General features: G+C 67.3%; 22 protein-coding genes. 13 read left to right on the top strand and 9 right to left on the bottom strand.

Features of this window, described 5'->3' with window-relative positions; genetic code table 11:
- Window positions 1–39: 39 nt before the first annotated feature.
- The 4 genes from JLK41_RS19525 (at window position 40) to JLK41_RS19510 (ending at window position 2687) form a co-directional block, all read left to right on the top strand.
- Entirely contained in the window at window positions 40–510 is a 471-nt protein-coding gene (locus tag JLK41_RS19525; RefSeq protein ID WP_134678232.1) for a nuclear transport factor 2 family protein, read from the top strand.
- Window positions 511–610: 100 nt separating this feature from the next.
- A complete protein-coding gene (gene pcsA, locus JLK41_RS19520; protein ID WP_152489473.1) occupies window positions 611–1330 on the top strand; it encodes a phosphatidylcholine synthase in 720 nt (239 codons plus the stop codon).
- Window positions 1327–1644, top strand: coding sequence for a GIY-YIG nuclease family protein (locus tag JLK41_RS19515; RefSeq protein ID WP_037056025.1), 318 nt, complete (start codon window positions 1327–1329; stop codon window positions 1642–1644). Before pcsA ends, JLK41_RS19515 begins: the two co-directional genes overlap by 4 nt.
- A gap of 107 nt (window positions 1645–1751) precedes the next feature.
- Complete coding sequence (locus JLK41_RS19510) at window positions 1752–2687, top strand: glutathione S-transferase family protein (protein WP_047585067.1); 936 nt, start codon at window positions 1752–1754, stop codon at window positions 2685–2687.
- Window positions 2688–2850: 163 nt separating this feature from the next.
- Here JLK41_RS19510 and eutC read toward each other — a convergent pair whose 3' ends face one another.
- From eutC to exaC, 4 genes are all read right to left on the bottom strand, one after another.
- Window positions 2851–3660 carry an ethanolamine ammonia-lyase subunit EutC gene (gene eutC, locus JLK41_RS19505; protein WP_037056013.1) on the bottom strand — a complete coding sequence of 270 codons (810 nt, stop codon included), beginning with the start codon at window positions 3658–3660 and terminating at the stop codon, window positions 2851–2853.
- Between the two features lie 15 nt (window positions 3661–3675).
- Window positions 3676–5070, bottom strand: coding sequence for an ethanolamine ammonia-lyase subunit EutB (locus JLK41_RS19500; RefSeq protein ID WP_150606387.1), 1395 nt, complete (start codon window positions 5068–5070; stop codon window positions 3676–3678).
- Window positions 5071–5116: 46 nt separating this feature from the next.
- Window positions 5117–6565, bottom strand: a complete 1449-nt coding sequence (gene eat, locus JLK41_RS19495; RefSeq protein ID WP_037056018.1) for an ethanolamine permease — start codon at window positions 6563–6565, stop codon at window positions 5117–5119.
- 63 nt (window positions 6566–6628) lie between these two features.
- Window positions 6629–8149, bottom strand: a complete 1521-nt coding sequence (gene exaC, locus JLK41_RS19490) for an acetaldehyde dehydrogenase ExaC (protein WP_150606385.1) — start codon at window positions 8147–8149, stop codon at window positions 6629–6631.
- Window positions 8150–8526: 377 nt separating this feature from the next.
- Between exaC and qhpR the strand changes: the two genes are divergently transcribed.
- On the top strand, window positions 8527–9597 hold the full coding sequence (qhpR, locus tag JLK41_RS19485) for an AraC-like transcriptional regulator QhpR (RefSeq protein WP_037049772.1): 1071 nt from the start codon (window positions 8527–8529) through the stop codon (window positions 9595–9597).
- Between the two features lie 3 nt (window positions 9598–9600).
- On the opposite strand, the gene JLK41_RS19480 is transcribed toward qhpR, so the two are convergent.
- The 5 genes from JLK41_RS19480 to yjeH all read right to left on the bottom strand — a co-directional run bounded on the left by JLK41_RS19480 (window position 9601) and on the right by yjeH (window position 14961).
- Complete coding sequence (locus JLK41_RS19480) at window positions 9601–9921, bottom strand: glutaredoxin family protein (RefSeq protein WP_037049770.1); 321 nt, start codon at window positions 9919–9921, stop codon at window positions 9601–9603.
- Window positions 9918–10763: a polyphosphate kinase 2 family protein gene (locus JLK41_RS19475; protein ID WP_134676961.1), complete on the bottom strand. Its 846-nt coding sequence runs from the start codon at window positions 10761–10763 to the stop codon at window positions 9918–9920. Before JLK41_RS19475 ends, JLK41_RS19480 begins: the two co-directional genes overlap by 4 nt.
- Before the next feature lies 1 nt (window position 10764).
- On the bottom strand, window positions 10765–11772 hold the full coding sequence (gene yejK, locus JLK41_RS19470; RefSeq protein WP_210389627.1) for a nucleoid-associated protein YejK: 1008 nt from the start codon (window positions 11770–11772) through the stop codon (window positions 10765–10767).
- Window positions 11773–12219: 447 nt separating this feature from the next.
- A complete protein-coding gene (locus tag JLK41_RS19465) occupies window positions 12220–13545 on the bottom strand; it encodes a TAXI family TRAP transporter solute-binding subunit (protein ID WP_134676962.1) in 1326 nt (441 codons plus the stop codon).
- Window positions 13546–13698: 153 nt separating this feature from the next.
- Entirely contained in the window at window positions 13699–14961 is a 1263-nt protein-coding gene (yjeH, locus tag JLK41_RS19460; protein ID WP_037049684.1) for an L-methionine/branched-chain amino acid transporter, read from the bottom strand.
- 122 nt (window positions 14962–15083) lie between these two features.
- Here yjeH and JLK41_RS19455 point away from each other — a divergent pair, with 122 nt between their 5' ends.
- The 8 genes from JLK41_RS19455 to JLK41_RS19420 all read left to right on the top strand — a co-directional run bounded on the left by JLK41_RS19455 (window position 15084) and on the right by JLK41_RS19420 (window position 23572).
- Window positions 15084–15503 carry an Lrp/AsnC family transcriptional regulator gene (locus JLK41_RS19455; RefSeq protein WP_037049681.1) on the top strand — a complete coding sequence of 140 codons (420 nt, stop codon included), beginning with the start codon at window positions 15084–15086 and terminating at the stop codon, window positions 15501–15503.
- Window positions 15500–16729, top strand: coding sequence for an exonuclease subunit SbcD (gene sbcD, locus JLK41_RS19450; RefSeq protein ID WP_210389626.1), 1230 nt, complete (start codon window positions 15500–15502; stop codon window positions 16727–16729). Before JLK41_RS19455 ends, sbcD begins: the two co-directional genes overlap by 4 nt.
- A 163-nt stretch (window positions 16730–16892) precedes the next feature.
- Window positions 16893–17474 carry an NAD(P)H-dependent oxidoreductase gene (locus JLK41_RS19445; protein ID WP_037049676.1) on the top strand — a complete coding sequence of 194 codons (582 nt, stop codon included), beginning with the start codon at window positions 16893–16895 and terminating at the stop codon, window positions 17472–17474.
- Window positions 17475–17529: 55 nt separating this feature from the next.
- The gene (locus JLK41_RS19440) at window positions 17530–17961 is read left to right on the top strand and encodes a hypothetical protein (protein WP_037049674.1); all 432 of its coding nucleotides are present in this window, start codon (window positions 17530–17532) and stop codon (window positions 17959–17961) included.
- Between the two features lie 70 nt (window positions 17962–18031).
- Entirely contained in the window at window positions 18032–18403 is a 372-nt protein-coding gene (locus tag JLK41_RS19435) for an SH3 domain-containing protein (RefSeq protein ID WP_037049669.1), read from the top strand.
- 61 nt (window positions 18404–18464) lie between these two features.
- Window positions 18465–18869, top strand: a complete 405-nt coding sequence (locus tag JLK41_RS19430) for an MAPEG family protein (protein ID WP_037049667.1) — start codon at window positions 18465–18467, stop codon at window positions 18867–18869.
- A 106-nt stretch (window positions 18870–18975) separates the two neighbouring features.
- Window positions 18976–20067 (top strand): GGDEF domain-containing protein, encoded by a 1092-nt coding sequence (locus JLK41_RS19425; RefSeq protein WP_230622805.1) that lies wholly within the window; start codon window positions 18976–18978, stop codon window positions 20065–20067.
- 70 nt (window positions 20068–20137) lie between these two features.
- A complete protein-coding gene (locus tag JLK41_RS19420) occupies window positions 20138–23572 on the top strand; it encodes an AAA family ATPase (RefSeq protein ID WP_210389625.1) in 3435 nt (1144 codons plus the stop codon).
- Window position 23573 lies beyond the last annotated feature (1 nt).

Here is a 23573-nt window from a genome sequence, read left to right as displayed (position 1 = left end):
AGACTAGGCTGCATTCATCAGCGATTCGCAGGAACGCCCATGAGCCACCCCAATGCCGAACTGATCCAGCGCTTCTACAGCGCCTTCCAGCGTCTCGACGCCGAGAGCATGGCCGGCTGCTACGCCGAGGACGTGCACTTCTCCGACCCCGTGTTCACCGATCTGCGAGGTGCGCAGGCGGGGGACATGTGGCGCATGCTGTGCAGCCGAGCCGAGGGCTTCTCGCTGACCTTCGACGGGGTGGAGGCCGACGAGCATGGTGGCCGCGCGCGCTGGGTGGCCAGCTACCGCTTCAGCGCCACGGGGCGACAGGTGGTCAACCGTATCCAGGCGCGCTTCGTGTTCCGCGATGGCCTGATCGTCGAGCACCACGACCACTTCGATCTCTGGCGCTGGTCGCGTCAGGCGCTCGGCCTCAAGGGCCTGCTGCTGGGCTGGGCGGCGCCGGTCCAGGCTGCCATCAGACGACAGGCGGCACGTGGTCTGGAGCAGTTTCGCGCGTCGCGCTGAGGCGGGCGAAGGAACGCAGTGGTAGGCTAGCCGGTCTCAATTGCTAATAAAGCGTGCGCACACGGTGTGCTGCACCACCACTGCCCCATCGAGACCTGCCGTGACCGAACTGATCGTTGCCGTTAAACAGGCCAAGGCCTGGGGGGTTCATGCCGTCACTGCCAGTGGCGTGATCCTCGCCCTGCTGGCCCTGCTCTCCGTACTCGATGGCCAGCCCAAGCAATGCCTGTTGTGGCTGGGCCTGGCCCTGCTGGTCGACGGCCTGGATGGTTCGCTGGCGCGGCGTTATGACGTCAAGAGCGTACTGCCGCACTTCGATGGTTCGACCCTGGACCTGGTGATCGACTACCTGACGTACGTGTTCATCCCGGCGATCTTCCTCTACCGCTTCATCCCGTTGCCCGACTACACCCCGTTGTTCGCGGTCGGGCTGATCCTGCTGTCGTCGCTGTTCTGTTTCTGCAACCTGAACATGAAGAGCCAGGACAACTACTTCGTGGGGTTCCCGGCGGCCTGGAACGTGGTGGTGCTGTACTTCTACATCCTCGATGTGCACCCCTGGATCACCCTGGGCATGATCGTGCTGCTGGCCGCGCTGACCCTGACCAAGATGAAGTTCCTGCACCCCTTCCGGGTGCGCCAGTTCATGCCGCTGAACATCTTCGTGACCTTCGTCTGGATGCTCTCCAGCGCGCTGCTGATCCTGCAGTACCCGCACAACTCGGTGTGGGTGCTGGGCCTGTGGTTCGCCGCCTCGACCTATTTCGTCGGCATGTGCCTGTGGCGCTCGGCGCGCGAATGGTTGCCGCGGCGCGCATGAGTGCCGCGCCGGACAAGGCCTGGTTCGTCTACCTGGTACGCGCCGCCAACGGTGCCCTGTACTGCGGCATCAGCGATGACCCGCAGCGGCGTTTCGCCCAGCATCAGGCCGGCAAGGGCGCGCGTTTCTTCCATACCAGCCCGGCGCTGGCGCTGGCCTACGTCGAGGCCTGTGCCGGCAAGGGCGATGCCCTGCGTCGCGAGCGGGCGATCAAACGCCTGAGCAAGGCAGCCAAGGAATCGCTCATTCTGGCCATTGATGGCGACGCATCAGCCCAAGGCGGTGTGCGCGACCCCCTGGCGCGGGTAAGCTGACGGCTTGGAGTCTTTTCAACGTCTGCGAGGCTGAGTCGCTGCCCGCGTCACATGGCTGAGAGAGCGCAGACCTTGAACGGGCATTCGGACCTGATACGGAGCGCCTCATGCACGAGTTGATTCTTCACCATTACCCCACTTCGCCGTTCGCCGAGAAAGCCCGCCTGATGCTGGGCTTCAAACAGCTGTCCTGGCGCTCGGTGATGATCCCTCCGCTGATGCCCAAGCCCGATCTCACCGCGCTGACCGGCGGCTACCGCAAGACCCCGGTGCTGCAGGTCGGTGCCGACATCTACTGCGATACCGCGCTGATCGCCCGTCGCCTCGAGGCCGAGAAAGCCGCGCCGGCGCTGTTTCCCGAAGGGCAGGAGTTCAATGTCGGCCTGCTGGCCCAGTGGGCCGACTCGGTCCTGTTCCAGCATGCCGTGGCGCTGGTGTTCCAGCCCGAGTCCATGGCCCTGCGTTTCGCCAAGGTGCCGCCGGAATTCGCCAAGGCCTTCGCGGCCGACCGCAGCGCGCTGTTCTCCGGTGGCACGGCCACCCGCGTGCCGCTGGAGCAGGCCAGGCACCAGTGGCCGGCCCTGATGGGGCTGTTGCAGCAACAGCTGCAGCGCGAACAGGGCGATTTCCTCTTCGGCGAACCCTCGCATGCCGACTTCGCCGTGGCCCACTGTCTGTGGTTCCTGCGTGGTACCCCGGTGACCTCGCCGCTGGTCGATGACTACCCGGAAGTCGCCGCCTGGCTCGGCCGTGTGCTGGGCTTCGGGCATGGTTCGTTGAGCGAGATGAGCAGCGAGCAGGCCATCGCCATCGCCAGCGAGGCGAGCCCGGCGGCGCTGCCGGACGAGGCGTTCAGCGACCCCAACGGCTTCGTGCCCGGTCAGGCGGTGAGCATCGCGGCGGTGGACTATGGCGTCGATCCGGTGCAGGGCGAGCTGGTCTTCGCCGGGCGCGACGAACTGATCCTGCGTCGTGAGGACGAGCGCGCAGGCACCGTTCATGTGCATTTCCCGCGCCTTGGCTTCCGTATCGAAGCACGCTGATCGCTCGCAAGGATCGCGGCTAAGCCGCTCCCAGAAAAGCCCCTGCCACTACTGTGGGAGGGGCTTTAGCCGCGACAGCTGCAGTCCTCGCCCACCCCACGGCGGCCAGCAGTGCGCAGGGTTCATCCTGCACCCTGTTCGCGGTACGCGGTGAGCGACCGCCTCAGCGCTGATCGGGCAGCAGGAAGTTGCCCGGCCCGCTGTCTTCGAGCGTCGGCACCTCGGCCTCGTCCTTGAGGTCGACCCCCGAGAGCTGGCGCCGGCAGGCTTCGCGCATCAGGTACATCAGGCGGAAGGTGGCCATGCCGTAGCTCAGGCCCTCCAGGCGCACGTTGGAGATGCAGTTGCGGTAGGCGTCGTTGAGGCCGACTTTCGGCCCGTAGGTGAAGTACAGCCCCAGGCTGTCCGGGGAGCTCAGCCCCGGCCGTTCGCCGATGAGGATCACCGTCATCTTCGCCCCGAGGCGTTCGCCGATCTCGTCCGCCACTGCGACCCGGCCCTGTTCGACCAGGGTGATCGGCGCCAGCGACCAGCCTTCTTCCAGTACCTGCTCCAGCAGACGATCGAGAAACGGCAGGCTGTGCCGCTGCACCGCCAGCGACGACAGGCCGTCGGCGATGACGATGGCCAGGTCGTAGCCCCTGCCGTGCTCTTCGGCATAGTCGACCAGCAGCTGGGCCGCGTCTTCGTGCAGGCGCCTGCCGAGGTCCGGGCGCTGCAGGTAGGTGTGGCGGTCGGCGGCGGCGCTGTGCAGCAGCAGGGTCGGCAGCTGGCGGTCGTGCAGCGCTTCGCGCAGGGCCGTGTGGTCGAACGGCAGGTGCACGGCGTCACGCGCCTGGGCGTGGGCGAACTGGAAATCCAGCTGGGCGCTGGTCGGCAGGCTGGTGCCGGCCCGGCCCAGGGCAATGCGCGCCGGTGTCAGCTGGCGCAGCTGCTGCCAGGGGTTTTCGGTAGCGGGGGACTTTTCGCTCATGACAACCTCGAATGATCAGGCCAGCTGGGCCAGGGCCTTGCGGAACGCCGGGGGCAATTCGTCGCCCATGCGCAGCTGTCCGCCCTGTTGCTGGAAGATGCCCATGCGTGCCAGCCACGCCTCGAACTCCGGCGCGGCGTGCAGGCCGAGGACCTTGCGCGCGTAGAGCGCGTCGTGGAACGAGGTGGTCTGGTAGTTGAGCATCACGTCGTCGGATCCGGGAATGCCCATGATGAAGTTGATGCCAGCCGCGCCGAGCAGGGTCAGCAGCATGTCCATGTCGTCCTGGTCGGCCTCGGCATGGTTGGTGTAGCAGATGTCGCAACCCATTGGCACGCCGAGCAGCTTGCCGCAGAAGTGATCTTCCAGCCCGGCGCGGATGATCTGTTTGCCGTTGTACAGGTACTCCGGGCCGATGAAGCCGACCACGGTGTTGACCAGGAACGGATTGAAGTGACGGGCCACCGCATAGGCGCGGGTCTCGCAGGTCTGCTGGTCGACGCCATGGTTGGCGTTGGCCGACAGCGCGCTGCCCTGACCGGTCTCGAAGTACATCAGGTTGTTGCCCAGGGTGCCGCGCTTGAGGCTCAGGCCGGCTTCGTAGCCTTCCTGCAGCACCTTGAGGCTGACGCCGAAGCTGGCGTTGGCCGCCTCGGTGCCGGCGATGGACTGGAATACCAGGTCCAGCGGCGCACCGCGCTCGATGGCGGCGATGGAGCTGGTGACGTGGGTCAGCACGCAGGACTGGGTGGGAATCTCGTAGCGCTGGATGACCGCGTCGAGCATCTCCAGCAGGGTGCACACCGCGCTCATGCTGTCGGTGGCCGGGTTGATGCCGATCATGGCATCGCCGTTGCCGTAGAGCAGGCCGTCGACCACGCTGGCGGCGATGCCGGCCGGGTCGTCGGTCGGGTGGTTGGGCTGCAGGCGCGTGGACATGCGCCCGCGCAGCCCCTGGGTGTTGCGAAAGCGGGTGACCACGCGGGTCTTCTGCGCCACCAGCACCAGGTCCTGCACGCGCATGATCTTCGATACCGCGGCGACCATCTCCGGCGTCAGCCCTGCTGCCAGGGCGGTGAGGGCGGCTTCGTCGGCGGCGTCGCTGAGCAGCCAGTCGCGCAGACCGCCGACCGTGAGGTGGCTGACCGGGGCAAAGGCTGCGCTGTCGTGGCTGTCGATGATCAGCCGGGTGACCTCGTCCTGCTCGTAGGGAATCAGCGCCTCCTGCAGGAAGTGCTTGAGCGGCACCTCGGCCAGGGTCATCTGTGCGGCGGCGCGCTCGGCGTCGCTGCTGGCGGCGACGCCGGCCAGGTAGTCGCCGGAGCGCGCCGGGGTGGCCTTGGCCATCAGCTCGCGCAGGCTGTCGAAGCTCCAGGTCATGCTGGCGATGGTATGGGTGAAGCGGGCCATGCAAATCCTCCTGTCGCGGCCGCCCGTGGGCGGCCGCTTGAGCCTGTCAGCGCAGCGAACGTTCGGCGGCCTGGATGGCGGCGAACTCTTCCTCCGGTGTGCCGGACACCAGATGATGACGGCTGTACAAGGCGAAATAGGCGATGAACAGAGCGTAGATGACTGCCGCACCGATCACGACCCGTGGATCGACCAGGAAACCGGCGACCAGTGCCACCGCCGCCAGTACCAGCGCGACCGATGAAGTCAGCACTCCACCGGGCGTACGGTACGGACGCGGCATGTCCGGGCGGCGGATGCGCAGGGTGATGTGCGCCGCCATCATCAGCACGTAGGAGATGGTCGCGCCGAACACCGCTACCAGGATCAGCAGGTCGCCCTGGCCGCTCAATGACAAACCAAAGCCGATAATCCCAGGCACGATCAGTGCCAACACCGGCGCCTTGTTGCGGTTGGTCAGCGACAGGCTGCGTGGCAGGTAGCCGGCGCGGGAGAGGGCGAAGATCTGCCGCGAGTAGGCGTAGATGATCGAGAAGAAGCTGGCGACCAACCCGGCCAGGCCGACCAGGTTGACGAACTGGCTCATCCAGGTGGAACCGCCGTAGACCTTCTCCAGCGCCTCGACCAGCGGGTTGCCCGAGGCCATCAGCGCCTGGGCACCAGCGCCGCCCGGACCGACCAGCAGGATCAGGCCGGCGAAGGCCAGCAGCACCAACATGGCGCCGATCAGGCCACGCGGCAGGTCGCGTTTCGGGTTCTTGGTTTCCTCGGCGGCCAGCGGCACGCCCTCGACCGCGAGGAAGAACCAGATGGCGTAGGGCAGGGCGGCCCAGATGCCCAGGTAGCCGAACGGCAGGAAGGTGCTGGCGCCGGTCGCTTCGGTGGCGGGGATGTCGAACAGGTTGGCCAGCTGGAAGTGCGGCACCATGGCGACGATGAACACTCCCAGGGCGATGGCCGCCACGGCGGTGATGACGAACATCAGCTTCAGCGCCTCGCCGGCCCCGAGCACATGGATGCCGATGAAGACCACGTAGAAGGCCAGGTAGACCACCCAGCCGCCGATGCCGAACAGCGACTCGCAGTAGGCACCGATGAAGCAGGCGATGGCAGCGGGGGCGATGGCGTACTCGATGAGAATCGCCGTGCCGGTGAGAAAGCCGCCCCAGGGACCGAACGCGGTACGGGTGAAGCCGTAGCCGCCGCCGGCCGTGGGGATCATCGACGACAGTTCGGCCAGTGAGAAGCACATGCACAGGTACATGGTCGCCATCAGCAGCGTGGCGACGAACATGCCGCCCCAGCCGCCCTGGGCCAGGCCGAAGTTCCAGCCGGCATAGTCGCCGGAGATCACGTAGGCCACGCCCAGGCCGATCAGCAGGATCCAGCCGGCGGCGCCCTGTTTCAACTGGCGGCTGGCGAAGTAGTCGGCGCTGACCGCTTCCGTTTCCACGCCGCCTGCCGAGGCAGGCGTGGCAAGGGTTTCTTTGCTCATTGAGGTAACTCCTTGGCACCCCGTGACGAGGTCACGGGGTGAGGTTGTCGGGGGAATGGCAGATCAGAAGAACCCCAGCGGATTGATGTCGTAGCTGACCAGCAGGTTCTTGGTCTGCTGGTAGTGGTCGAGCATCATCTTGTGGGTCTCACGCCCGACCCCGGACTTCTTGTAGCCGCCGAAGGCAGCATGCGCCGGGTACAGGTGGTAGCAGTTGGTCCATACGCGGCCCGCCTTGATCGCGCGACCCATGCGGTAGGCGACGTTCATGTCACGGCTCCACACGCCGGCGCCCAGGCCGAACTCGGTGTCGTTGGCGATGGCCAGCGCCTCGGCCTCGTCCTTGAAGGTGGTCACGCCGATCACCGGGCCGAAGATCTCCTCCTGGAACACGCGCATCTCGTTGCTGCCCTTGAGCAGCGTCGGCTGGATGTAATAGCCGCTGGCCAGGTCGCCCTCCAGGCGCTCGGCCGCCCCGCCGGTGAGCACCTGGGCGCCTTCCTGCTGGGCGATCTCCAGGTAGCTGAGGATCTTGTCGAACTGCTGCTGAGAGGCCTGGGCGCCGACCATGGTGTCGGTGTCCAGCGGGTTGCCGCGCTTGATCTGCTTGACCTTCTTCATCACCTCGGCCATGAACGGCTCGTAGATCGACTCCTGCACCAGCGCGCGCGACGGGCAGGTGCACACCTCGCCCTGGTTGAAGAAGCCCAGCACCAGGCCCTCGGCGGCCTTCTCGATGAAGGCCGGCTCGGCGTTCATGATGTCGGCGAAGAAGATGTTCGGCGACTTGCCGCCCAGCTCGACAGTGGACGGGATGATGTTCTCGGCCGCGCACTTGAGGATGTGCGAGCCGACCGGGGTGGAGCCGGTGAAGGCGATCTTGGCGATGCGCTTGCTGGTGGCCAGCGCTTCACCGGCCTCGCGGCCGAAGCCCTGGACGATGTTGAGCACGCCGGGCGGCAGCAGGTCGCCGACGAGCTCGGCCAGCAGGGTGATCGACAGCGGGGTCTGTTCGGCCGGCTTGAGCACGATGGCGTTGCCGGCGGCCAGGGCCGGCGCCAGCTTCCAGGCGGCCATCAGCAGCGGGAAGTTCCACGGGATGATCTGCCCGACCACGCCCAGCGGTTCGTGGAAGTGATAGGCCACGGTGCCGTCGTTGATCTCGGCTGTGCTGCCTTCCTGGGCGCGGATGCAGCCGGCGAAGTAGCGGAAGTGGTCGGCGGCCAGCGGCACGTCGGCGTTGAGGGTTTCGCGCACGGCCTTGCCGTTGTCCCAGGTCTCGGCCACGGCCAGCAGTTCGAGGTTGGCTTCGATGCGGTCGGCGATCTTCAGCAGGATGTGCGAACGCTCCTGCACGCTGGTGCGGCCCCAGGCGTCGGCGGCGGCATGGGCGGCGTCCAGCGCCTTGTCGATGTCGGCGGCATTGGAACGGGGGAACTCGGCGATCACCGAGCCGTCGACCGGGCTGGTGTTGCTGAAGTACTGGCCGCTGAGCGGGGCGACGAATTCACCACCGATGTAGTTGCCGTAGCGCGGCTTGAGGGTGACGACGGCGCCTGGGGTACCGGGTTTGGCATAGAGCATGAGCGTTCTCCGAAACGATGTTGTTCTAGTTGTGCGTAGCAGGTGAGCTGGGATGTCCAGCCAGGGGTGCGGCTCGGATCGAGCGACAGCGAACCCTGGGGCTCGGACCGATCATGAGCCGATTTCATCTGCGCAACTTGACCGCAAGGGCGAGGTGCTGTCGTGCAAAGTCAACTTCGTCTGCCGCTGGCGGGGCGTGTCGCAATGGGTCAACTCGCCTGCCTTGTTTTGGTGCGAGTGTTTCAAAACGACTCACTCGCCAGGCATGGCGCTGCCCTTTGATGTCGCGTCGAGGCTGGAAACGCCTGGCTGGCTGCATCAGGGTGGTGCGGCGTGTTTCTTGCTTTCGAACAGCCATTGTCACGAAGGAGGACCTGATGAGTTCTTTTCTCTCTCAGGCCGGCGCTACGCTCGGTGCCTCGCTCCTGTCCGGTGCCCCGGCCAATGCCGGTGTGCTGGCAGCGGCGGCGAGCGGCCTGTGTGGATTCATCGAAAAGCACGGCGGTGATCCGGATCGCATTCTCGGCGTATCCGGCATCGACCCCGAGTGCCTGCGCCACCCGACCCTGAGCCTGGCGCTGCCCAACTACTGCCAGGTGCTGGAGGAGGCCGCGCACCAGTCCGGCTGCGACAACTTCGGTCTGTACTACGGTCAGCAGTTCAAGCCCCAGGCTCTCGGCCTGCTGGGCTACATCGGGCTGTGCTCGGCCACGCTCGAACAGGCGCTGATCAACTTCGCGCGGGCCTTCCCGTTGCATCAGCGCAACAGCCTGATTCGCCTGGTCGACGAGGGCGAGTGCTACCGTTTCGACTATCAGGTGCGCCATGGCGCCATTCTCAGTCGGCGGCAGGACGCCGAGTTGACCCTGGGCATGGTGCTCAACCTGGTGCGTCATGTGCTCGGCAGCCAATGGGCGCCGCGCGCCGTGCATTTCGAGCACCCGCGACCGGAATGCTGGCACGAGCACTGTAAGGTGTTCGATGCGCCGGTGTACTTCGAGCAGCCATTCAACTCGCTGCTGATTCCCAAGCGCGGCCTGAACCGTGCCATGCCGGACAGCGATTCCGTGCTGCTGATGGTGATGCAGGATTCGCTGAACCAGATCAGCAGCCTGTGCGGCCGTGGCGAGCGGGACATGGTCAACGATGTGCGCGAGCAGATCCGTCAGCGCCTGTTGTACGGCGAGCCGGCGCTGGAGGAGGTGGCCGAGCTGCTGGGCATGACCAGCTGGTCCCTGCAGCGGCGCCTGCGCGAGCAGGGCCTGAGCTTCTCGCAACTGGTGGACAACGTGCGCCGCGAACTGGCCAACCGCTACCTGCGTGAGCCGCAGCTGCCGATCTCGCAGCTGGCCCTGTTGCTCGGCTATTCGGAAACCAGCGCGTTCTCGCGGGCCTTCCGCCGCTGGTTCGGCATCAGCCCGCGGCAGTGGCGGCGTGAAGGTGTCTGAGGCTCAGTAGGCCGCGCGGATGGCGCGCACGTCGTAGCCGTGGATGACCTGCCCGCGCATGTCGATCACCGGCACGCCGCGTCCGCCCAGGGCCTGGTAGGTGGCGCGGCCGGCGCTGTCCTTCTCGATATCCACTTCGCGATAGGCGATGCCATCGGCGGCGAACAGTTCGCGGGTCTTGGCGCAGTAGCCGCACCAGCTGGTGGCATAGAGCACGATCTCGCCGCTGGCGGTGCTGGCCTGTGGCGGATTGAGCCAGCGCTCGAGCTTGTCCCAGTGCTGGAACAGGGCCAGAGCGGCGAGAATCAGCAGGATCTTCTTCATCGGGACACGTCCTTGTGCGGGGTGGCGGCTTGCAATTGCGCCAGAGTAAAGGGTGGCGGGCGATCCGGCCACTGCAATTGCAGGCGCTCCAGCTCACGCGCCAGCAGGCTGGCCAGCAGCAGGTCGCGTAGCCAGCGCTTGTGCGCGGGGATCACGTACCAGGGCGCATCAGCGCTGTGGCTGGCACTGAGCAGGTCGCTCCAGCGGCGCTGGCGCTCTGCGAACTGGCGATGCGACTGCAGGTCGCTGCGCTTGAGCTTCCAGCGCTTCTCCGGCTTTTCCAGGCGTTGGCGCAGGCGCTGGTACTGCTCGTCCGCGTCGATCTGCAGGTAGCACTTGAGCACATGGATGCCGCGGGCAGGCAGCTGGCGCTCGAACGCCAGCAACTCGGCCAGACGCGTGGGCAGCTCGTCCTCGCCGCACAAGCCGTCGAGCGGGTCGCAGATCAGCGCTTCGTAGTGGCTGCGGTTGAACACCCCGAGCATGCCCGGTGCCGGCAGGCGCTGGCGATAGCGTTCGAGGAAGTGTGCCTGGCGCTCCTGCGCGCTCGGCGCCTGGAAGCCGTGAATGCTCAGGCCCTGTGGGTTGCAGGCGCTCAGGACCCGGCGAATCACGCCGTCCTTGCCACTGCAGTCAGGCCCTTGCAGCACCAGCAGCAGCGCCTGGCGGCGATTGGCCCACAGGCGTGTCTGCTGGTCCTGCAGCCAGGGCCGGAGTCGTGCCAGGCGGGCCTTGGCCGCGTGCTTGTCGAGGCCGAAGGTACGCGCCGGGTCGCCTGCCAGCGGCGCCGCAACCTGGCAGCGGCAGCTCGCCAGTAGCGCGTCGCCGAGGCGCAGGTCCATCTCAGTCCTGGCGGCGCTTGAGCTGATCCTTCAGCTGGGTCGGCAGCTGGCGGATGATCAGCATGTCGCGGCCTTCGTCGTACTCCACCTTCGAGCCCAGCAGGTGCGCCTCGAAGCTGATCGACAGGCCTTCGGCGCGGCCGGTGAAGCGCTGGAACTGGCTGAGGGTGCGCTTGTCCACCGGAAACTCCGGGGCCATGCCGTAATCCTTGTTGCGGATGTGCTCGTAGAAGGCCTTGGGACGCTCTTCATCGATCAGCCCGGAGAGCTCTTCCAGGGTGATCGGCTCGCCCATCTTGGCCTGGCCGCTGGCGTAGCCGACCAGTGTCTTGGTCTTCTCGCGGGCCTGCTCTTCGGGCAGGTCCTCGCTTTCCACGTAGTCGCTGAAGGCCTTGAGCAGGGTGCGCGTCTCGCCGGGGCCGTCGACGCCTTCCTGGCAGCCGATGAAGTCGCGGAAGTAGTCCGAGACCTTCTTGCCGTTCTTGCCCTTGATGAACGAGATGTACTGCTTGGACTGCTTGTTGTTCTGCCACTCGCTGATGTTGATGCGCGCGGCCAGGTGCAGCTGGCCGAGGTCCAGGTGCTTGGCCGGGGTCACGTCCAGCGCGTCGGTGACGGCCACGCCTTCGCTGTGATGCAGCAGGGCGATGGCCAGGTAGTCGGTCATGCCCTGCTGGTAATGGGCGAACAGCACGTGGCCGCCGGTGGACAGGTTGGACTCTTCCATCAGCTTCTGCAGCTGTTCCACGGCCTGGCGGCTGAAGGCGGTGAAGTCCTGCTCGCCATCGAGGTAGGCCTTGAGCCAGCCGCTGAAGGGGTAGGCGCCGGATTCCTCGTGGAACAGGCCCCAGGCCTTGCCCTGCTTGGCGTTGTAGCTCTCGTTGAGGTCGGCCAGGAGGTTCTCCATGGCTTGCGACGTGGCCAGCTCGCTGTCGCGGGCATGCAGCGCGGCGGGGCTGCCGTCGGGCTTCTTGTCGATCAGGTGGACGATGCAGTGACGGATCGGCATGGCGGTCTCGATGGGCAAATGAAACAGGGGCGCAGTTTACCCGAAGCGGGTGACGGATTCTGGTGCGGATGCATCGGTGCACGGTGCCGCCGCGTAGGGTGGATGTCGCTTTTTACATCCACCGCAGGGCGAGTCGACGCGGTGGATGCCGGGCTGTTCACCCGGCGTTGCCGGGCATGGTGGATCGATGGAGCGTGATCCACCCTACGGTTGGCGTAGGGTGGATGTCGCCTTTTACATCCACCATGGGTGAGTCGACGCGGTGGATGCCGGGCTGTTCGCCCGGCGTTGCCGGGCATGCTGGATCGATGAAGCGTGACCCACCCTACGGTCGGCGTAGGGTGGATGTCGCTTTTTACATCCACCGCAGGGTGAGTCGTCGCGGTGGATGCCGGGCTGTTCGCCCGGCGTTGCCGGGCATGGTGGATCGATGGAGCGTGATCCACTCTACGGTTGGCGGCGTTGTTGCAGGGTCTTCAGGCGCTCGACCACGTAGCGCACGTGCAGGTGCAGCTCGTACAGCTGGTTGGAGTAGGACAGCGGCACTTCCACCGCCGCCAGCTCGTCCTCCAGCTTCTCCAGGCGTTCGATCTCGCTGTCCAGCTCGTCCGGCAGCGAGCCGGCGTGGAGCTTGCGGTCGATCTCGCGCAGGTACTTGTACCAGCGATAGATGCGCGCCCGGATACGCCACTGGTAGATCGGCCCGACGGCCTTGAACAGAGGGATCATCACCACGATCAGCGGGATCAGCAGGATGATGTAGCGGTCGGCCAGCGAGGCGATGCGAAACGGCAGGTAGCGCTGCAGGATCGGCAGGCCCTTGGCGTAGTAGTGTTCGGCATCCTTGTGCAGTTCGAAGGTGCGCGGTTCGGCGCTGGGATAGGCGCCGGCGGTATCGAGCAGGGTGCCGTTCCTCATCACTTCGCGGCTGGCCTCGAGAAACAGCGGCACCAGCCCGGGGTTGAAGTCGTCGTTGACCACCAGGGTGGCCACCGGGGCCAGGGTGACGATGTCGCGGTCCGGTGCGTTGCTGGCCAGGTCGAGCAGGCCCTCGCCGACCGTCACCTGGTTGAAGAACGGCAGGCGCGCCTCGTAGGCCGCTGCGCGACGAAAGTGCGCCAGAGCGATATCGGGGTTGGCGGCCAGTTGCTGCACCAGGGCATTCTCCGCCGGGCCGACGAAGAACGCCGCGTCCAGCTCGCCGGCCAGCAGTGCGCGTGCGGCCTTGCCGCCGCCGATGTTCTGCCAGGTGTCGGGATACTGCTCGGGCAGGATCGCGTTGGCGCCGAGGATGGCGTCGCTGGCAGCGCGGGTGCCGCTGCCTTCGCCACCCAGGCCGAGCTTCAGCGGCAACAGGTCGGCGATGCGGTCCAGGCCGGTTTCACGGCGATAGAACAGCCAGAGCGGCTCCTGATAGATCGCCCCCAGGCTCTGCAGGCGCGTCTGCTCGTCCGGCGACAGTTGCCGCTCCAGGCCGCTTTGCACCAGGCCGATCTGCACGGCCGGGTCATCGGCCAGCAGGCGTTGCAGGTTGTCGCGCGAGCCCGAGGTCGGCACCAGGCTGAGTTCGAAGCCCTCCTTGGCCAGTTCTTCCTTGAGGCGTTCGGCGAACTGCTGGTAGGCCCCGCCCTGGGTGCCGGTGGCCATGCTGGCGCTCATCGGCGGTGGCGGCGCGACGAACTGGAACAACGCCCAGACCAGGCCGGCCACCACCGGGACGATCCACAGGTTGGCCAGGATCATGATCTTCAGGTCGTTGAGTACGCGGCGCATGGGGCTTCCTTGGGGCTGGGTTCAGGGTAAGGATAGAACCCCATGCGCCCCGAGGTCATCTGTAGCGCCGCTGGCCGGTAGCAATGCGGCTGACGGGCGTAGGGTGGACGACGCTTCACCCGTCCACCGACAGCGCCTTGCGCGAAAAGAGCGTCATCCACCCTGCGCCAGCGCCTTGTGCCTGTCGCGCAGGTGGCTCAACAGCAGCAAGGCGGCAAACAGCGCCACGGCATACAGGGCGTCGCTGCCGAGCATCACCAGCACCGCGCTGCACAGCACTGCGCTGAGCCCGGCCAGCAGGCGCCAGATGCCATGCAGCAGGCTCCAGCCTGCGGCCATGCTGAGCAGATAAATCAGCACGAAGTTGCCGTTGGCGTAGCGGATCAGGTCATCCACCGACAGTTGCAGCACGGCCGAGAGCAGCGCGCACAGCGCGCAACTGATCACGACCAGCAGCAAGGCCCGGCCGGGAACGCCATGGGCGTTGCGCACGGCCAGCCGGGCAGGCAGGCGGCCCTCGTCGGCCAGGCTCCAGATCAGGCGGGCGAAGCCCTGGATGTACACGTTCATCGAGGCGAAGCAGGCCAGGTAGCCGAGCACCGCCACCAGCACGCGGGCGCGCTCGCCGAGCAGCTGCTCGAACAGCCGGGGCAGGGCGGTGGTGTCACTGTGCACGTCGCCGTAGGTGGCGAAGCTCAGGACTGCCACCGAACAGGCCCAGTACACCAGGCCGGCGAGCAGCACGCCGAGCAGCAAGGCCAGCGGGAAGTCCCGCTGCGGGTGCTTGAACTCCTCGCCCAGATGGGTGAAGGCCTCGATGCCGACGAAGCACCAGAACATCACTCCCAGCGCCGTCGGCAGCAGGTGCCACTGGCCGTCCAGCGCCGGCAACAGCGGCTGGTCGGCATGGGGCAGGTCGCCCATCCACCAGATCAGCGCCACGCTGGCGACGATGGCCACGGCGATCAGCCCCTGCAGCAGGCCCGAGGCCCTGGGTGGGCGCTGGCCGAGCAGGAGGATGGCGCCCAGGGTCGCCAGCTCGATGATCAGCAGGTCGCTGCGGTCGAGGTCGAACAGGGCCAGCCAGAAGCCACTGGCGATATGCAGGGCCGCCGGCAGGCCCACGGGCAGCACGGCGAGAAACAGCAGGGCGCTGACGCTCTCCATGCGCAGGCCGAAGGCGCGGCCGATCAAGTGCGGTGCCCCGCCCGCGTGGGGGAAGCGCTTGCCCAGCTGGGCGAAGGTGAATGCCACCGGCAGCACCAGGGCGATGAGCATCAGCCAGGCCCACAGCGACGCCTCGCCAGCGGCGGTGGCCGCCAGTGCCGGCACCACGAAGATGCCGGTGCCGAGCAGCGATGTGCTGAGCAGGGCGATGCCCTGCAGCAGGCCCAGTTCCTTGTTGAGTCGACTCATGGGGTATGCTCACGCCTTTGCAGATCCCGCTATGGTAGGCCGCCGCCTGATTACAGGCTGCCGCCTTTCACCGACGAAATGGCGGTTCTTCCCGTCAACCTGATTGCCGCTCGAGAAACACCGTGGACAAGTTCGATCGCCAGATCCTCGCTCTGCTGCGCAGCGACGCGCGTACCTCCGTCAGCCAGATCGCCCGCGAGGTCAGTCTTTCCCGCTCGGCTGTCAGCGAGCGCATTCGCCACCTGGAACAGAGCGGCGTCATTCGCGGCTATCACGCCCAGGTCGCGGCGCCGGGTGAGGGTGGGGTCAAGGCCTTCCTCGAACTGTTCTACCAGAACGCCCGTTGCCAGGATTACGTCGAGCGCATGCGTGAATACCCGGAAATTCGCCACTGCAGCGGCATCAGCGGGGAAACCGACATGCTGGTGCTGGTCGAGGCGCCGAGCATGGCGCGCCTGAGCGAGGTCCGCGCGGCCATCGAGGCCTTCCCGCAGATGCAGCGGGTCAAGACCCACATCGTCGTGCAGGACTGGCCGCTATGAGCCTGCGCGTGCTGCACAGCTCCGACTGGCACCTGGGCCAGCACTTCATGGGCAAGACCCGCCAGGCCGAGCACCAGGCCTTCTGCGCCTGGCTGCTGGAGCAGGTGCGGGCGCATGCCGTGGATGTGCTGCTGATCGCCGGTGACGTATTCGACACTGGTGCGCCGCCCAGCTACGCCCGCGAGCAGTACTACCGCCTGGTGGTCGAGCTGCGCGACGCCGGCTGCGCGCTGGTGGTCCTGGGTGGCAACCACGATTCGCCGGCCATGCTTGGCGAAAGCCGCAGCCTGCTGGCGCAGCTGGGCACCCAGGTGGTGCCGGCGGTGGGCCTCGACCTGGCCGAGCAGGTGCTGGTGCTGAACGATCGCAGCGGCCAGCCGGGCGCCATCCTCTGCGCCACCCCCTTCATTCGTCCGCGCGACGTGCTGGCCAGCCAGGCCGGGCAGAGCGCACAGGACAAGCAGCAGTCACTGCAACAGGCCATTGCCGCGCACTACCAGGCCCTGCACGCGCTGGCGCTGGAGCGGCGCAACCAGATCGGGCAGCCCCTGCCGATCATCGCCAGCGGCCACCTGACCACGGTCGGCGCCAGCGCCAGTGAGTCGGTGCGCGAGATCTACGTCGGCAGCCTGGAGGCCTTTCCCACCAGTGCTTTCCCGCCCGCCGACTACATCGCCCTGGGTCACATCCATCGGCCGCAGAAGGTCGGTGGCCTGGAGTATGTGCGCTACAGCGGTTCGCCGATCGCCCTGTCGTTCGATGAAACGCGCCAGCAGAAGGAAGTGCTGCTGCTGGAATTCGGCGAGGCCAGCCTGCAGTCGATCACGCCGCTGGCCGTGCCGGTGTTTCAGCCCATGGCCAGCCTGCGTGGCTCGCTCAAGGAACTGGCCGGCGCCATCGCCGAGGTCGCTGCCCAGGGCACGGGCGAGCGGCCGGTGTGGCTGGAGGTGCAGGTCAGCAGCGACGACTACCTCAGCGACCTGCAAGGCCGCATCAGCGCCCTCTGCGAGGGGCATGCCGTGGAGGTGCTGCGCATCCGTCGCGAGCGTGGCAACGCCAGTGCCAGCCTGGCCAACGCCGCACGGGAGACGCTGGACGAATTGTCCGTCGAGGATGTCTTCGCCAGGCGCCTGCAACAGGAGGTACTGGACGAGGCGGACAGCCAGCGCCTGCTCGAGCGGTATCGCCAGGTGCTGGAGGCCGTGCAGGAACGTCAGGAGCGCTAGGCGCGTGGCGCGGCATTTTGCCCGACAGCGCTGGCCGCACCGGGCAAAGTCGCTATAGTGCACGCTCTTTCGATCTACCCGTGCTGCGAGGGTGGTGCCGAATGCGGGCGCAGGCTCGCTGGCCGCTGTCCTGCCGTAGCCGCCGCAACTGAAGGATCAGTGTGTGAAGTGTCTGGTGGTATTCGCCCATCCGCTGCAGGACAGCCTCTGTCGCCACCTGTGCGATGAAACCGTCGCGCACCTGGCGGGCAAGGGCTACGACATCGAGTTGCTGGACCTCTACGCCAGCGTATTCGACCCACGGCTCAGCGAGGCCGAGCGGCAGAGCTACTACGCCGGCGCGTTCGACGCCGGGCAACTGCAGGCCCAGCTGCGTCAGTTGCAGGCGGCGCAGTCGCTGGTGCTGGTCTTCCCCACCTGGTGGTTCGGCTTCCCGGCCATTCTCAAGGGCTGGTTCGACCGCGTCTGGGCGCCGGGCCATGCCTACCAGCATGCCGCCGATCTCGGTGCGATCACCCCGGGCCTGTTGCAGTTGCAGGAGGTGCGGGTGGTCACCACGCTGGGCTCGCCCTGGTGGGTCGACCTGTTCGTCTTGCGCCGGCCCGTCAGGCGGGTGCTCAAGCTCGCCCTGCTGGGCGCCTGTACCCGGGGCTGCAGCTTCCGGATGTTGTCGTTCTACCGCAGTGAGAAGGCCGACCGTGCGCGCGTCGACGCCTTCGTGAGGAAGATCAGGGCGCGTTTCTGAGCGCGCGGACATGATGCGCCGGCCGTGATGCCGGCGCCTGGCAAGGAGAGTCGTGATGTTGCTACAGGCCAATGGGTTCTTGCTGCTGGGGGCGCTGCTGACGGCGCTGGCCGGCGTGCTGCACTTTGCCTGCATCTTCTGGGGGGCGCGAGGTTTCCAGGTGCTTGGCGCCGGTGAACAGCTGGTGGCGATGGCCGCACGGCGCCACTGGTATCCGCCGGTGGTGGCCTGCGCCATTGGCTGCGTGCTGTTGCTGTGGGCGCTGCTGACGCTGTCTGCCGCCGGCCTCGGCCCGCAACTGGCGCTGGCGAAATGGGCGGTGCTGCTGATCACCCTGGTCTACCTCGGCCGGGCCTTGGCCTTTCCCTGGCTCAAGCGGGTGATCATCGGCAACAGCGAGCGCTTTTGGCACCTGAGTTCATTGCTGTGCCTGGGGCTGGCGGTGCTGCACGGCGTCGGCCTGGCCCAGGTCTGGCAGGCCGCCTAGGCACTTCGACAGAGCGACGAGCGGCGGGCATGTAGCGTTCGCCAAACCACAAGGAATACAGAGGTCGAGCATGCAACTGACGGAATATCGCGTCGTCACGGCGCACACCAGTGAGTACCCCGAGCCGATCCAGTTCGAGGCCGGCGCCCCGCTGACGCTGGGGGAAGTCTACGAGGGACCGGAGGACTGGCAGGACTGGCGTTTCTGCCACACGCCGGGCCAGGCCGGCGGCTGGGTCCCGCAGCAGATCATCGAGGTGATCGCCGGCGACCGGGGCCGCGCGCGCGAGGACTATAGCGCCCGCGAGCTGGACGTCGTGGTGGGCGAGCGGGTGCTGGCCGGGCGACAACTGAATGGCTGGGCCTGGTGCCGGCGTAGCAGTGGCGACGCGTCGGGCTGGGTGCCGTTGGAAAACCTGCAGGCCGAGGGCGCCGCGCGATGAGCTGCCGACTGTCATCGACCGCGTTGTCCGTCGCAGGGCAGCGCCTGCATGAGCTGCCGTCATGAGCCATGCCTTGATCGCGCCGATGCTGGCCCATGTCGGTCTGGCCGGCTTTCTCTATGTGCTCCTGACCCTGGCGCGTGCGCCCAGTATCTGGGGCATCGGGCGGCGCGCCGATGGCTCGAACCCCTGGGCCGAGGTCGAGCCGCGCATCAGCGCCAACCTGTCCAACCAGTTCGAATGGCCGCTGCTGTTCTACGTCGCCTGCCTGCTGCTGATCCAGGCCGGCGTGCAGTCGCCGCTCGCGACCTGGCTGGCGTGGGGTTTCATCGGCGGGCGCCTGGCACACAGCCTGGTACAGATCGGCACCGGCAACGTGCGCCTGCGCGGCCTGGTGTTCACCCTCAACTTCCTGGCCGCGCTCGGGCTCTGGGCGTTGGTGCTGCAGCGCTATCTGCATGGCTAGCAACGAATCTCGCGGCCGACACTGGAGTCTGGACTGCGCGTGACGACGCCGATCCGGCAATAGCGATCTATGCTGTCGATGATGGCAAATGGACAGGGGGGCTAGGGTGCTGACGACACTGGCCCGGTTGCTGGACCCGCTGCATGGGGTGCCGGATGCGACCCGACAGCGTTTCGAGGACTGGTATCGCCAGGCGGCGATTCCACAGATTCGCTATGTCGCCTTCCTGACCATGGGGCTGTACCTGATCTACGCCGCCATCGAGCAGAATGTCGAAACCGATCAGCCCTTCGCACGCTTCATCGTGCATGCGCTGATGGTGCCGGGGGCCCTGCTGGCCACCGGGCTGCTCAGCTTTCGACCCGGCCGGCAGACGCTGATGCTCGGCCTGCTGTCATGCGCGCCCATCGTGTCGGTGCTGTCGAATCTCTACTTCAACTTCGGCTCGTCACGCTTCGCGCTCTACGCGCCGGAAATCTACCTGAACCTGATGTGGACGTTCGCCATCTCGGGCCTGACCCTGAAGCGCGCGATGGCCACGGCACTGGTCTCGCTGTCGGCGATTCTCCTGGTCACCCTCGAACACTCACTCACCCCGGGGCCGCAGCGCCTGCACCTGATCTGGATTCTCGCCTCGTTCTCCTTCGGGCTGCTCAGCGCCTTCCTGCTGGAGAAGGCGCACAAACGCATGTTCCTGCAGCAGGACAGCCTGGAACTGAGCGCCAGCCTCGACGGCCTGACCGGGCTGTGGAACCGCTCGCGCACCGAGGCGTTCCTCGCCGACGAGCAGGCCAGGGCCAACCGCTATGGCACGCCGTTCTCGGTGGTGCTGATCGACATCGACCATTTCAAGCACGTCAACGACACCTTCGGCCATGCGGTGGGCGACAGCGTGCTGCGCCAGTTCGCCACGCTGCTGCGCGAGAACGTGCGCGCGGTGGACAAGGTCGGCCGCTTCGGGGGCGAGGAGTTTCTCATCGTCCTGCCGGAGATCGGCTCGCATCAGGCCGTGGCAGCCGTGCAGGCGCTGCGGCGGCGTATCCAGGCGTTCGCCTTCGACACCGTCGAGCGCAAGACCGCCAGCTTCGGTATCGCCGAATACCGCCCAGGCGAAACCCTGGAGGCACTGATGGCCCGGGCCGACAAGGCGATGTATCGGGCCAAGGCCAGCGGCCGCGACCGCGTCGAGGCGCTGTAGCGGCATTCGGGCCTGCAGCGCGCGGCGGAGAATGCCAGAATGGCCGCCTCCAACGGCTTTCGACCTGTGCATGAAAATCCTCAGCCTGCGCCTCAAGAACCTCAACTCCCTGAAGGGGGAGTGGAAGATTGACTTCGCCGCCGAGCCCTTCGCCGACAGCGGCCTGTTCGCCATCACCGGGCCGACCGGCGCCGGCAAGACCACCTTGCTCGATGCCATCTGCCTCGCGCTCTATCACCGCACGCCGCGCATGAGCACGCTGTCGGCCAGCGGCAACGAGCTGATGACCCGGCACACCGCCGACTGCCTGGCCGAAGTCGAGTTCGAGGTCAGGGGGCAGGGCTACCGTGCGTTCTGGAGCCAGCGCCGAGCGCGGGACAAGGTCGACGGCGCGTTGCAGGCGCCCAAGGTGGAACTGGCGCGCATCGAGGGTGGCGAAATCCTCACCGACAAGATCCGCGAGAAGGAGAGCCTGACCGCCGAACTGACCGGCCTGGACTTCGAGCGCTTCACCAAATCCATGCTGCTGGCCCAGGGCGGTTTCGCCGCGTTCCTCGAGGCCAACGCCAACCAGCGTGCCGAACTGCTGGAAGAACTGACCGGCACCGAGGTCTACGGGCGGATTTCCCAGCAGGTCTACGAACGCACCAAGGCTGCCGAGCAGGCGCTGGGCCTGCTGAAAAGCCGCGCCCAGGGCATGGAACTGCTGGATGAAGCGCAGCGCACGGAGCTGCAGGACGAAGCCGAGCGCCTGGCGCAGGAACAGGCGCCGCTGCTCGCCGAGCAACAGGCGCTGCAAGGGCAGCAGCGCTGGCGAGAAGCCCTGCAGCGTGCCGAGCAGCAGGCCGCCGAGGCGGCGCACGCCGTGCAACAGGCCCGGCAGCGCCAGGCCGACGCGGGTGATGAGCTGCAGCGCCTGGCTGCCAGCGAGCCGGCCTCGCGCCTGCTGCCCCTGCACCAGGCCTGGCAGCAGGCGCGGCAGGAGCACGAGCGGGCCGAGCACGACCTGCTCGCGCTGCGCGAACGGATGCAGGCCTGCGCCGAACGTGAGCGGCTGGCGCTGTGGCAGGCCAGCCGTTATGCCGCGCACGGCTGTGCCCAGCGTCAGGCCGCGCTGACGCAGCTGCAGCAGCAGTATGCCGAGGTGCAGGCCTGGCTGGGCGAGCGTAGCCAGCATGCGCGTCTGGGCGAGCTGCTCAGCGGCTGGGACGAGCGCTTCACTCAGCGCTCCAGGGGCGAGCAGGGCGTGCAGGCGGCGCAGGTGCGGCTGAGCGAATCCGCCACACAGCTCGCCGCGCTGCAGCGCCAGCGTGAGGCGCAGGGGGCGCGTCTGACCACGCTGCAACAGCAGCTGGAGCAGGCGCGCGCTGCCGAGGCGCAGCAGCAGGCCAGCGTGCAGGACCTGCTGGGCGCGGCGGGAGAGGCGGGCCTGTGGCAGGAGGTGCAGGGCCAGCAGGCGCGCAGCCGTGTGTTCGACCGCTTGCAGCAACTGGCGCAGCGCCGTGAGGCGCTGGGCGGGCAACTCGCCGGGCTGCCGCCGCGCCTGGCCGAACTGCAGCGTCTGCAGACGGACAGGAATGCCGAGATCGGCGCGCTGCGCGAGCGCTACAAGGCGCTCAAACAGCAGTGCGCCGACAAGGAAAAGCTGCTGGAGCAGGAACAGCGCATCCGCGACCTGGAGGCCCATCGCGCCCGCCTGCAGCCGGGCGAGGCCTGCCCGTTGTGCGGCTCGCATGAGCACCCGGCGATCGAGCAGTATCAGGCGCTGAATGTCTCCGCCACCGAACAGGCGTTGGCGCAGTGCCGCAGCGACCTGGGCGAGCTGGAGAGCCAGGGGGCCAGCCTGCGTGACGAGCTGACCCGTCTGGCCGCGCAGATCGAGCAGCTGCACGCGCAGCAGGCCGAGGCCCAGGCGCAGTTGCAGCCGCTGGATCAGCAATGGCAGCAGCAACTGAGCGAGCATGACATCCGCCTGCACGATGCGGCCGAGCTCGGCCCCATGCAACAGCAGCACGAGCAGGCGCTGGCGGCGCTGCAGGCGCGTCTGCAGACCGTGCAACAGCAGCAGGCCGAACTGCAGCGTCTGCGCGAGCTGCGCGAGACGGCCGAGCGTGAGCAGAGCGAAGCACAGCGGCAGCAGGCCCTGCTCGAACGCGATCTGGACAACACCCAGGCGCGTCTGGCCGAGCAACAGGCCGACCTGAACGATCTGCAGGCCGGGCAGGCGCAGCAGGCCGAGGCATTGCTGGCCAGCCTGGAGGGTTTCGCCAGCGAACTGCCGGCCGACGGCGAGGGTTGGTTGGCGCAGCAGAAGGCCGCCTGGCAGGCCTGGCGCGACATGCAGGCACGCGAGCAGCAGTTGCTCGAGCAGAAGCACGAGGCGCAGCGGCAGCTGGACGAGGACCAGGCGCAGGCTGCGCAGTGGTTGCAGCGCTGGCAGGCCGCAGGCGTGGCTGACCTGGCCGAGCCTACAGCCGTGAGCGATTCACGGCAGGCCTGGCGCGAGGCCGCTGAGCGCTTGGCCGCCGCGCAGCGTGAACGCGATGGCCTGGCCGGCAGCGAGCAGGCCCAGGTGGCGTTGCAGGCACGCCTGCAGGCGCGCCTGGATGACTGCCAGCAGGCCTGGCAGCAGGCGTTGGCCGGCAGCCCGTTCGCCGACCAGGCGGCGTTCGAAGCGGCGCTGCTGGGCGATGATGAACGTCAGCGCCTGCTGCAGCTGAAGGCCGATCTGGAGCGCGCGCACACCCAGGCGGCAACCTTGCAGGCGGCGGCGCAGGCCGAGGTACAGCGCCTCCAGGGCGAGGCGCAGAGCGCCCTGAGCCTGGCCGAGCTGGGCGAACAGATCCAGGCGCTGCAGGATCGCCTGCGTGCATTGAGCGAGCGCCAGGGTGAGGTGCGGGCCCAGCTTCAGGCCGACGCGGCACGGCGCAGCAGCCAGCAGGCGCTGTTCGCCGAAATCGCCGCACAGGAGGGCGAGCATGCCCTCTGGCAGCAACTCAACGGCCTGATCGGTTCGGCCGATGGCGCCAAGTTCCGCAAGTTCGCCCAGGGCCTGACCCTCGATCACCTGATCCACCTGGCGAACCGCCAGTTGACCCGTCTGCACGGCCGCTACCAGCTGGCGCGCAAGAGCAGCGGCGAGCTGGAGCTGGAGGTGCGTGACACCTGGCAGGCCGACGTGGCCCGTGATTGCCGCACGCTGTCCGGCGGCGAGAGTTTCCTGGTCAGCCTGGCCCTGGCCCTGGCGCTGTCCGATCTGGTCAGCCACAAGACCAGTATCGATTCGCTGTTCCTCGATGAAGGCTTCGGCACGCTGGATGGCGAGACCCTGGAGGTGGCGCTGGACGCCCTGGACAACCTCAACGCCAGCGGCAAGACCATCGGCGTGATCAGTCACGTCGAGGCGATGAAGGAGCGTGTTCCCGTGCAGCTGCGGGTACACAAGGGCGTCGGCCTCGGCTACAGCCGGCTCGATGCGCGTTTCGCGGTGAAGGAAGGAGCGTAGC

The organism is Ectopseudomonas khazarica (assembly GCF_017915135.1).
Classification (GTDB): domain Bacteria; phylum Pseudomonadota; class Gammaproteobacteria; order Pseudomonadales; family Pseudomonadaceae; genus Aquipseudomonas; species Aquipseudomonas khazarica.
Note: the sequence above shows the minus strand (reverse complement) of the source record. Positions and strands in the feature narration are given on the sequence as shown.